The organism is Kitasatospora sp. NPDC056651 (assembly GCF_042792155.1).
Lineage (GTDB): Bacteria > Actinomycetota > Actinomycetes > Streptomycetales > Streptomycetaceae > Kitasatospora.
The window spans coordinates 1-10,294 of the sequence record NZ_JBHTWX010000102.1; the positions used below are offsets into that span (position 1 = coordinate 1).

General features: G+C 72.7%; 9 protein-coding genes and 1 pseudogene. 1 reads left to right on the forward strand and 9 read right to left on the reverse strand.

The features are described 5' to 3' along the window. Positions 1-136: 136 nt before the first annotated feature. Positions 137-304, reverse strand: a pseudogene (locus ACFRAR_RS30265) (oxidoreductase subunit); the annotation flags it as partial. Positions 305-578: 274 nt separating this feature from the next. Between ACFRAR_RS30265 and ACFRAR_RS30270 the strand changes: the two are divergent. Continuing rightward, the gene (locus ACFRAR_RS30270) at positions 579-1,196 is read left to right on the forward strand and encodes a response regulator transcription factor (protein ID WP_380701932.1); all 618 of its coding nucleotides are present in this window, start codon (positions 579-581) and stop codon (positions 1,194-1,196) included. 53 nt (positions 1,197-1,249) lie between these two features. Here ACFRAR_RS30270 and ACFRAR_RS30275 read toward each other — a convergent pair whose 3' ends face one another. The 8 genes from ACFRAR_RS30275 to ACFRAR_RS30310 all read right to left on the reverse strand — a co-directional run bounded on the left by ACFRAR_RS30275 (position 1,250) and on the right by ACFRAR_RS30310 (position 10,293). Then, entirely contained in the window at positions 1,250-2,299 is a 1,050-nt protein-coding gene (locus tag ACFRAR_RS30275) for a MupA/Atu3671 family FMN-dependent luciferase-like monooxygenase (RefSeq protein WP_380701934.1), read from the reverse strand. 19 nt (positions 2,300-2,318) lie between these two features. Next, positions 2,319-3,461 carry a peptidogalycan biosysnthesis protein gene (locus ACFRAR_RS30280; protein WP_380701936.1) on the reverse strand — a complete coding sequence of 381 codons (1,143 nt, stop codon included), beginning with the start codon at positions 3,459-3,461 and terminating at the stop codon, positions 2,319-2,321. Further along, positions 3,458-4,534 carry a MupA/Atu3671 family FMN-dependent luciferase-like monooxygenase gene (locus ACFRAR_RS30285; RefSeq protein WP_380701938.1) on the reverse strand — a complete coding sequence of 359 codons (1,077 nt, stop codon included), beginning with the start codon at positions 4,532-4,534 and terminating at the stop codon, positions 3,458-3,460. Before ACFRAR_RS30285 ends, ACFRAR_RS30280 begins: the two co-directional genes overlap by 4 nt. Positions 4,535-4,595: 61 nt before the next feature. Further along, a complete protein-coding gene (locus ACFRAR_RS30290; protein ID WP_380701940.1) occupies positions 4,596-5,402 on the reverse strand; it encodes an ABC transporter permease in 807 nt (268 codons plus the stop codon). Beyond that, positions 5,399-6,166 carry an ABC transporter permease gene (locus tag ACFRAR_RS30295; RefSeq protein ID WP_380701942.1) on the reverse strand — a complete coding sequence of 256 codons (768 nt, stop codon included), beginning with the start codon at positions 6,164-6,166 and terminating at the stop codon, positions 5,399-5,401. Before ACFRAR_RS30295 ends, ACFRAR_RS30290 begins: the two co-directional genes overlap by 4 nt. Continuing rightward, complete coding sequence (locus tag ACFRAR_RS30300; RefSeq protein WP_380701944.1) at positions 6,163-7,140, reverse strand: ATP-binding cassette domain-containing protein; 978 nt, start codon at positions 7,138-7,140, stop codon at positions 6,163-6,165. The genes ACFRAR_RS30295 and ACFRAR_RS30300 overlap by 4 nt, the downstream gene beginning before the upstream one ends. Before the next feature lies 1 nt (position 7,141). Continuing rightward, complete coding sequence (locus ACFRAR_RS30305) at positions 7,142-7,996, reverse strand: hypothetical protein (protein ID WP_380701946.1); 855 nt, start codon at positions 7,994-7,996, stop codon at positions 7,142-7,144. Further along, on the reverse strand, positions 7,993-10,293 hold the full coding sequence (locus ACFRAR_RS30310; protein ID WP_380701948.1) for a lantibiotic dehydratase: 2,301 nt from the start codon (positions 10,291-10,293) through the stop codon (positions 7,993-7,995). Before ACFRAR_RS30310 ends, ACFRAR_RS30305 begins: the two co-directional genes overlap by 4 nt. Position 10,294 lies beyond the last annotated feature (1 nt).

Here is a 10,294-nt window from a genome sequence, read left to right on the forward strand (position 1 = left end):
CGGCGCCCCGCGCCTGACCCTCCCCCCCCCCCCCCCCCACCGGGCCGGGGCCGGCCCCGGGCCCCCCCGGGGGCCGGACACGGCCGTTTCAGCAGCGGGCAAGCCGACAAACCGGCGGGCCGTCAACGGCTGTGGTTCACATGCGCTCGGCCTTGGGGGTGCGGGTCATCAGCAGGCGGACGGCCTGGTCGGTGGTCACCTGCCCGTCGAGGACGGACACCACGAGTTCGGTGATCGGCATCTCGACGTCGTGGCGTCGGGCGAGGCCGAGGACCGAGCGGGCCGACTCGGCGCCTTCGGCGGTCCGGCCGGTGGCGGCGGAAGGTCTTTCGCCTTCGGCCGGTGATCACCCGGTGGCCGGTGCGGCGTTCCCCTGCCGGCGTCCGGTGGTTCTGGTCACGATCTCTGACGGCAGATGTTCCGGCCGGGCTGCGACCGACCGCCTCCCGAACCGATATCGAGGTGCTGCCCGTTCTCGTGAACAGAGCCAATCCGGAATCTTGATTGTCATATAGCGCCAAGGGGGTAGGTTGACTGTGCCACAAACTGTCGAGACCGTTGATCAGGTTGCGCTTCCGGTGTCTGTTGCGATCCACACCTCGGACCCGATCTCGCAGGTCGGGGTGACGACCCAGCTCCGCGAGTTCCCGGAGCTGTTGCGCCTCGCCGAAGCCCAGCAGGAGAGCGGGCAGGTCGCTCTGCTGCTTGCCGACGCCGTTGACACGGCGCTGCCCCTGCGGGTGCGCCGGCTGACCCGTGCCGGGAACTGCCGGGTGGTGCTGATCATGGATCAGGTCCGGGACACCGAACTGATGGAGTTGGTCACCTGCGGGGTCAGCGCGATCCTGTGGCGCCGAGAGGCCACCGGGAGTCGGCTGGTGCGGGCGATCCTCGCCGCCGGCCGGGGCGATGGCCACCTTCCCGCAGATCTGCTGGGCCGGCTGCTCACCCAGGTGGGGCAGTTGCAGAGCACCCGGGAGGGGCATGCGGGAGCGGCCCCGACGGCGGGAATGGCAGCGCGGGAGGTCGACGTCGTGCGCCTGCTGGCCGAGGGCAAGGACACCCAGGAGATCGCGGTCAAGCTCGCCTACTCCGAACGCACCGTCAAGAATGTCCTGCACAACCTGCTGAGCCGTCTCGACCTGCGCAACCGGGCCCATGCGGTGGCCTACGCCATGCGCGAGGGCTACATCTAGAACCGGGGTCCGGCGCCCGGCGGGCCGCGTCGCCCGCCGGGCCGCGTGGCCCGCTACCGCGCCTCCCAGGTCCGGCGCAGCTCATCGAGGTACGGCAGAGCGCCCAGTACGGCGTCGGTGTCTCCCACGAAGTCGATCAGGCAGGCGATCTCGTCGACGCCGATCTCGTCGAACCGGCGCACAACCGCCACTGCGTCGTCCACCGTGCCGAACAGGCCGCTGGTCTCGAAGTAGCGGTTGAAGGCCTGTTCCACCATGAAGTCGACGTCCTCGGGGTCGAGCCCGTCGTCGCCGTCGGCGGCGGCCCCGCCCGCCCGGCTGGACAGGCCGACCGAGCTGCGCAGATAGTCGCTGAACGGCCGGTGGACGATGCCGCGCACCGCGCCGCGGTCGGCGCCCAGGAAGGTGTGCAGCATCAGCACGACGTTGCCCTCGCCGGCCTGCTCGTGCTCCCCGCGGGCCTCGGCGAAGCAGCGGCGGTACTCCGCGATGCTCGCGGCGAGCTCCTCGATGTCCTGCCCGAGCAGGTGCGTGAGAACGCCGACTCCCTTACGGCCCGCCGTCCGGAAGGTCTCGACGCTGCCCCCGGTGGTCAGCCAGACGGGCACCTGGGCCTGCACCGGTGCCGGGAACGTGCGCACCCGAATGGTCTCGCCCGTGCCGTCGGCCGACTCGATCTCCTCACCGCGCCACAGTCGCCGTACCGCGTCGACGGTGTCGGCCGCGACCTGCTTGCGGTCGGCGAAGCTCCCCGGGCGGATCGCGAAGTCTCCACTGTGCCAGCCCGAGGCGAAGGAAACCCCCGCCCGGCCGTGCGAGAGGTTGTCGACCACCGCCCACTCCTCGGCGATCCGGACCGGCGAGTGCAGCGGGGCCACCACGCTGCCCGCGCGCACCGACACCCGCTCGGTGACGGCGGCCACGGCCGCGCTGGTCACGGCCGGATTCGGATACCCCCCGCCGAAGGGGTGGAAGTGCCGCTCCGGGGTCCACACCGCGCTGAAGCCGTGGGTGTCGGCGAACCGGGCGCCCTCCATGAGCAACCGGTAGCGGTCCTTGTCGTACTGGGATTCGTCCGCGAAATAGAAGAGGCTGAAGTGCACCGGGATCCTCCACGGTCTGTCAGAAGGTCGGCTGGGGTTCGGGGGCGCTCGGTCCGTGGGGTGCGAGCAGCAGGGTGTGCAGCTCCTCGACCGCGCAGCCCCGGGTGCGTTTGGTGGCGATGGAGTGGGGTCCGAGGTGGATCCGCGGGACCCGTCGCTCGACCGCCCGGACGAGCGGCTCGTAGAAGACCAGGTTGTAGTAGAGCGATTCGCGGTCCGTCAGGGCGTAGTCGCAGCCCCAGCACCTGATCACCCAGTCGCCCTCGCGTTCCCAGATCACGCAGGCCCCGAGCAGTTCGGCGCCACGGCGGGCGACGAGGGCGAACCCGCTGTCCTCCATGGCCAGGCCGAGGCCGGTGAGGTAGAACTCGATCTGCCCCGCGGTCGTGCCGCGCCCGTAGCGCTGCTCCACTTGGAGGACCAGGGGCGCGATCTCCTCGCAGACGTCCAGGACGGGCTCCTCGCGGACGGCGATGTCCCTCGCCAGGAACCGGCGCCGCTCCTTGCGGACACCGGCCCGGCGACTGCCGGCGAGCGAGGAGACGTACGCGTCGAAGTCCGGCCAGTCGACATCCAGCCGGGCGACCGGCTCCGCCCGCGCCTGTGCGGCCTGGAGCAGCTCGGTCGGCACCAAGTCCCGCTGGGTGTCGGTGAGGTAGGGCATCACCGTGACGGCGGTGGGCTCCGTCCGGTCCGCCCGCATGGCGTGCTCGACCAGGAGCCGCCCGCACGCCCGCCGCCCGGCCGGATCGAGGCCCGGCGCCACGGCGAGATAGTTGGCCACGGCACCCGGCGAGCCGAGCAGGAGGGCCGGCGCCGTGGCCGCCCCGCGGGCGGGGTCCGGCGCGATCGCCGCGGGTAGTGGCTCGCTGGTGCGGTAGTAGGGCAACAGGCCGACCGGGCGCCGGGCCGCGTCGCGCGCGAGCAGATAGCTCACCCGTGTCCCTCGCAGCCGCTCGGCGAGTTCGAGGCGGGCGAGTTCGGCCAGGTGGTGCCGGATTCCTCCGGGCACCACCAGCCCGTCGAGCGGCTCGTCCTCGAACTCCTCGACCGCGTCGTGCTCCTCGACCACCAGGCCGGACCGTGCCGCGCTCTCGGACGCCGAGGCCGCGGCCGGCGCGGTCGGCGCGGCCGGCGCGGTCGGACCGGGCAGCCCCGTCACGCGAACTCCCGGCCGAGCTCGGCGATCCGCGGAATGCCGGCGAGCGCGTGTTCCGGCTCCACCCCGAAGTCGATCAGACAGGCGATCTCGTCGATGCCGACCTCCGCCAGCCGTTCCACGGCGTCCGCGGCCTGCGCGACCGTGCCGAAGAGGGCGTAGTTGTCGTAGTAGTGGTCGAGCGAGCGGTCGACGATCACGTCCACGTCCGCCGGGCTGAGGGTGGCGGGGTCGAGCTTGGCCGCGCCGCGGCGCAGCGAGCCCGCGATGAGGCCGAAGGAGCTGGTCAGGTAGGCGCGCAGGGCGTCGGACACCCGCTCGCGGGTCAGCTCGGTCGTGACGTCCAGGTAGGTCGGCACCATCGCCACGACGTGTCCCGACCATGAGTTGCCACTCGCCCGCCGGGCGGCCGCGCGGTACTCGCGGATCTTGTCCGCCAGTTCCTCGCGCTCCTGGCCCAGCAGGTAGGTGAGCAGACCGACGTTGAGCCGGCCCGCGGTGCGGAAGGTCTCGGGACTGCCCGCGGCGGTCAGCCACATCCTGGGCATGTCCTGCACCGGTGCGGGGAACGCGCTGACCTCCACCTGGCGGCCGCCGCCGTCCTTGGCGGCCAGCGGCTCCCCGCACCAGAGCCGGCGGACCTCCTCGATGGACTCGGCCACCTGCCGACGGCGGTGCGCGTAGGCCTCGGGGCGCAGGACGAAGTCGGTGGCGTGCCAGCCCGAGGCGAAGGACAGTCCCACCCGGCCACCGGAGAGGTTGTCCACCACCGACCAGTCCTCGACGATCTGGATCGGGTCGTGCAGCGGGGCGACGACGCTGCCGGCCCGGATCTGCACCCGCTCGGTGATCGAGGCTATGGCGGCGCCGGCGATCGCGGGATTGGGATAGAGGCCGCCGAAACGGTTGAAGTGGCGTTCGGGGGTCCAGATCGCGCACAGGCCCTCGCGATCGGCGATCCTGGCTCCCTCAAGCAGCAGCCGGTATTTGCCGAACTCGGGCGGGGCCGCGGCAGCGTGGACCGCGGGCTGGTTCACCGAGGCGTCATCGGCGAAGTAGAAGAGGCTGAATTCCATCGGGTCTCCCCCGTGCGGGCCTGAGCGGCCCGCTGTCGGTGATCGGAAAGCGGCGGGCCGGTCAGCGCACGCCGTCGAGCCCGCCGGTCCTCCGGCCGCGGCGGATCAGCACGGAGAGCAGGAGTGCCGCCGCCGCGAGCCACCCGGCGGCCACCGCGGCCTCAGCGGCGAGCTGCGCGCAGACCCAGCCGGTCGGGGCGCCGTCGAGCAGCCCGCGCAGCGCGCTCAACCCGTGGGTCACCGGCAGCAGTTCCGCCACTGCCGCGACCGGCGCGGGCCAGTACGACAGCGGCACGTTGATGCCGCTGAAGGCCATCAGGATCAGGTACGCGACGTTGAGCGCACCCCACCCGGCATTGGGAAACCGCATCGTGACGGCACCGATGAAGGCGCCGTAGCAATAGGCCGATACGCAGGCCAGCAGCACGATCGGGGCGATCGCGACGGCGGCGGCGCCCGGCAGGCGGATGCCGAAGATCGGCACGATGAAGACGAGCACCACCATCGAGCTCGCGAAGCCGCTGAACGGATTGTTCAGGCTGCGGCTGAGGAGCGCGGTGACGGCGTCACCGGGGGCGGAGACCAACAGCTCCAGGGTGCCGTTGCGGCGGTCGCGGACCAGCGAGAGCACCGAGGAGGTGGCCTCGATGGTGCCGACCGCCACGATGTTGCCGACCGCCAGGTAGCGCACGGTGTCGCGGTCGCCGACCACGGTGCCGATGGTGGCGAAGAAGGCCACCTGGAAGATCAGGCGAAGTCCCCAGCCGAAGAACCAGGACCGCAGTGTGTACTGCGACCGGTATTCGGCGAAGCCGAGCCGGGCGGCGTTGAGGGTGATCTCCACCCGTGATGCGAAGGCCTGGCTCACGACGTCATCACCCTTCCGGTGTGCCGCACCCGGGTCAGCACGACGTGGGTGCACCAGACGCCGGCCACCAGGGTGAGCGCGCCGAGCAGCAGGACCATGGCGAGCTGAAGCCCGGCGCCCTTCATCACCCCGGGGACGGTCGCGGCTCGCAGCAGGTCCGAACTCCAGGACAGGTAGATCACCCGCGAGAGCGGACGCGACCAGTGCGGCAGCACGGCGACCGGGACGAACACCCCGCCCAGTACGTAGACCGGGTAGTTGAGCGCGTTCTTGAAGGCCAGCGCGGTGCGGCCGAGCACGAAGACGGTGGCCATCACGGTGGCGGTGGCCGCCGTGGCCAGGCAGGTGGCCAGCAGACCGGCCACGAACCAGAGCGGGTGGGCGAGGGAGAGGTCGGCGTCGAAGAAGACCACCGCGAACAGCCAGGACTCCCCGAAGCAGACCAGCCCGAGCGCGCCGACCGCGGCGCAGCGGCCCAGCAGGTTGTGGAAGAAGGCCGCGGGAGCGGCGAGCACCACGTCCAGGACCCCGTTCCAGCGGTCCGCGTCGATGATGTCGCCGGCCAGCATCAGCGACATCGTCCACATCCCCGCGAGCGCGGGGGCCAGCGCGGCCTGCTGGTCCAGGTCGGCGCGCCCGCCGTTGCGGGTGATGGACAGGAAGATGAGGACGTGGAACGGCAGGGCAATGACGATGGAGACCCGCCCGATCGCACTGCGGAAGATCGCCAGCTGAACGCGGAAACCCGATGCGAAGACCCTCATGCCGACACCTTCAACCCGCGCTCGCCGAGCATCTCGACATAGACGTCGTCGAGGCTGGGACGCCCGGTCCTGATCCTGGTCACCCCGGCCGTCACCAGCATGGACAGCACGGTGCGGGCGGCGGACTCCTCGCGCATCCGGATCCGCGCCGAGCCCTCACCGCGCTCCTCGACCGAGGCGACCCCGGCGAGGCCGGCGATGTCCTTCAGCAGCCGCTGCGGCACCTCCTCCACGTCGATGTGCTCATGGCGCGACATCAGCCGGCTGAGCGCTTCGGGGGTCTCGGTGGTGAGGATCCGGCCTTCGTTGATCAGGGTCACCCGGTCGCAGAGCTCCTCGGCTTCGGCCATGTCGTGGGTGGCGAGCAGCAGCGACCTGCCCTCGTCCCGCAGGGCGCGCACCAGCTCCCGGAAGGCCCGTGCGGCGACCGGGTCCATGCCCATGGTCGGCTCGTCGAGGACGATCAGACGGGCCCGGCCGACCAGCCCGCGGGCCAGGTGCAGGCGCTGCTTCATGCCGCGGGAGAAGGTCTCGACCTTCACGTCCGCACGCTCGGCCAGGCCGAAGCGCTCCAGCACCTCCTCGATCTGCCGTGTGGCCTCCGCGCGGCCGAGCTCTTGCAGCGCGGCCCAGTACCGCAGGTTCTGACGGGCGCTCAGCCCCTGGTAGAGGCCACGGTCCCCGCCCAGGACGAGGCTGACCTCGCGGCGCACCTCGGCGGCCTCGGTCACGACGTCATGGCCGTAGACGCGGACCTGGCCGGAGGTCGGGAGCAGGGTGGTGGCCAGGATCTTGGCGAGGGTGGTCTTGCCGGCTCCGTTGGGGCCCAGCAGGCCGTGCACCTCCCCCTGGTCGATCCGAAGGTTCACTTGGTCCAGCGCCAACCGCGAGGTGCGCGGGCCGCGCCAGCCACGGCTTTCGTACTCGCGGCGCAGGTCGCGCACGTCCAGGGCCACGGTGTCGGTGCCGGTCATCTCAGCGCCTCCCGGGCGGCGTGCGGCGTGCGGCGCCCGCCACGTTCTCGCGCAGCAGACCGGACAGGATCCGGCCCACTTCGGGCCGGCGCAGCAGGTCCCGGCGCGGGACGTCGAAGGAGTGCCGCGTAGCGGCGTGCCGGGCGGCGCCCCCGGGGGTCGCGGACAGCACGGCGATGTGCTCCGGGGCCCAGGGCTCCTCGTCGGCGAGGTGGGCGGCGACCAGGTAGGCCAGAAAGTTCGCGAAACGGTCGGCCGCCTCGGCGGCGAGTTCCTCCTCCAGCTCCGCACGGACGAAGGCCAGGACGACCAGCTCGTGGTAGAGCTCCGCCAGGGCGGCCGCGACCCTGACCGGGTCGGCGCCGTGGTCGGCGGCCCGCCGGGCACAGTCCCGGGCGCCCGAGAGCTCGGCAGCGGTGAGCTCCTCCGCCAGGCCCTCCACCACCAGGTCGAACTGGGCGCGCAGGGTCTCGGTCGCCGGATGCTCGGGGTCGAAGAGGACCACCACGGGGGCGTCATCCTGGCGGGTGGCCAGCCAGCGGGCCAGGGCCAGGGCCAGCGGGCTGCCCATGCAGTAACCGAGGACGGCGTGAACCGGCTCCGCCCGCTCGGCCAGGGCCCGGGTCCATCCGGAGAGGTAGGCGTCGGGCACGAGCGCGTCGCGGTCCCCCAGGCCGGTCTTCGGGGAGATGGTCTCCAGTATTGTCCAGGGAATGTCCAGATGCGCCATCAGTTCGGGGAACCCCGCGTCCGTCCGGCTCTGACCGAAGTCCACCGCGAGGACGGATCCCGACGCGCCACCGTCGTCGGGGACGGCACCGGCCCTGAGTATGCGCCAGCCGACCATGTCGGTCATCGTGCTTCTCCTTCCACAGTCATCACCACGGGTCGGGACCCGGTCGCGTCCACGGCGACCAGGCGGAACTCCGCCGTGCACCGGCCGCCGTGCCCGTCCTGGACCCACAGGTCCTCCGGGCCGGGCAGCATCTCCGCCAGGTCGAGGCAGACGTCCTCCTGCGGCAGGGCGGCCGCCAGCCGCAGGGCCCGCTGCAGGTTGCGCACCAGCAGCGGAGCGTCCAGGTCCACGTAGAACGGCTTGGGTTCGGCGGGGGTACGGGCGAAGACGTGCCGGGGCACGCCTCGGGCCCGCAGTTCGGCGGCCAGCTGCTCGGCTCCGCGCAGGCCGGCGAGCCGCGCCACCGGGACGCGCCAGCTCTCCCGGCAGATCACCAGGTCATCCAGCAGCACCCGGGGTCCGTGGGAGTCCTTGGGGCGGATCTGGAAGCGGTTCACCACCAGGGCGGTCAGGAACTCGCCGAGCACCTCGGTCACCGAGGCGGACCAGGAGCCGTCCGGCGGTTCGACCACCAGGTCGCCGTCGTGCTCGCGCACCCGGAGTGCGGTCGCGGGCCAGGAGGGGGCCCCGGCCGGGGCACCGGCGTCGCGTCCGAACGACCAGTAGGCGTAGGCGCCCGGCACGTGCACCGCCAGTGGCGGATAGGTGCGCGAAGTCGCCTCCGGCGAGTCGTTGGGTTGCAGCGCGACGATCCGGCCCTCGGCCATGTCCGCGGCGACGGCCAGGCCCAACTGCTGCGGCTCGTCGGCCTGGGTGTGGAAGACCCGGCTCTCCAGGGTGTTGAGGGCCACGTGCAACTCCCCCAGGACCCATCGACCGGGTCCGCCGGATCCACTGCGGGCCAGCATCAGGTCAGGGCTGTGGTAGCGGGCGCCGGACCAGGCCGGGCGGCGCGGTGGGAAGAGCGCGGCCGCGAGCGGCCCTGCCTCGGCCGTGTCGATCCGCACTTCACCGGAGTCCGCCGCTCCGGGGCCCGCGGGGCCCGGGCCCGAGGAGTCGGCCGTCGGCCGGGCCGTCGCCAGCAGCTCCGCCCAGCGCAGCCGGAAGTCCTCCGACACCTCGTCGGCAACCGTGCCGGGCGCACCGGCCAGCACGTCGGCGATCCCCAGGTACAGGTCGCTCATCCGAACGTCCGGCGTACGTTCGCTCAGCACCCGGTAACGGGCCCGGGCCTGCTCGCCGACTGCCTCGGCCACCTCGGCCGCCAGCCAGCGCGCGCTGCCCAGCAGCAGCGTCAGCGGCGCGCGCAGCGCGTCCACCAGGTCCCCGCCGACGGTGACGTCGAGGTCGCGGCGGCTGTCCTGGTAGATCGCGGAACGCCCGTACTGGACCTGCCCCTTCCGCCGGGAGGCCGGGCGCCCGGCGGCCTCGCCCAGGCACCGGTGGAACTCCTCGATCGCCTGCTGGGTGCGGACCGGGTCGCCGGCTGCCGCGGTGACCGCGTCCCGCCGCCGGACCAGGTCCTGGAGCTGTTCCAGTGGGGCGCGGCGGACCTCGGCGTCCGGGATCGCGTCCAGTTGCTCTCGCAGCCGCCGCTCGGGGAACGCGTCGAGCGGCACGGTGAACCCGACACACAGCATGCCGGCGTGCCGCAACCGCTCGAACTCCGCCACCGCCTCGTGCCGCGAGCAGCCGCCCGCGTCCGCGGCGGCGGCGAGCGCCGCACCGGCCACCCGGTGGGCGGCCACAGCCGCCAGCAGCGCCGCCGTCAGCGGGCCGGCCGGCTCCGGCGAGCGCCAGGGGCGGCGGATCACCGTGCCGTCGAAGTGGACGGCCGGGTGCAGCCGCACCGGCAGGTGCACGGCCACCCGCTCGTCCTCGCTCCACGCGTCGGCCAGTGCCTCCAAGGCCCAGGTCTCGATGTGGGTGCTGCGACTGCGGATGCCGCCGATGCCGCTCTGGGCCACCCCGGTGGCCAGCTCGTCGAAGCGGGCCCAGGCGACCGGACCGAAGAAGCCGATGGTGTCGTTCTTGGCGCAGTACCGCTGGGCGTAGCGGGCCAGCAGCGCGTCGCGCTTGCCGCCACGCCGCAGCTCGTGGCCTTCGCGCAGGGCGGCCGCGTGCCGTCCCACCCAGTTCCGGGTGGCATCCGGGTTCTGCCAGGCCAGCGCTTCCAGGAAACGGTCCTCGGTCAGGAACCGCCCGGCTCCGCCGCCGCCCGGTCGGCCGCCGTGCTCGGTGGCGCTGAGCGCCTTCAGCCAGTCGAAGGGCATTCCCGCGCCGCGCAGGGCCGAACGGCGCCAGATGCCCCATTCCGCCGACAGGGGCAACAGGGGGTCGGCCTCGGTTGCGGCCATC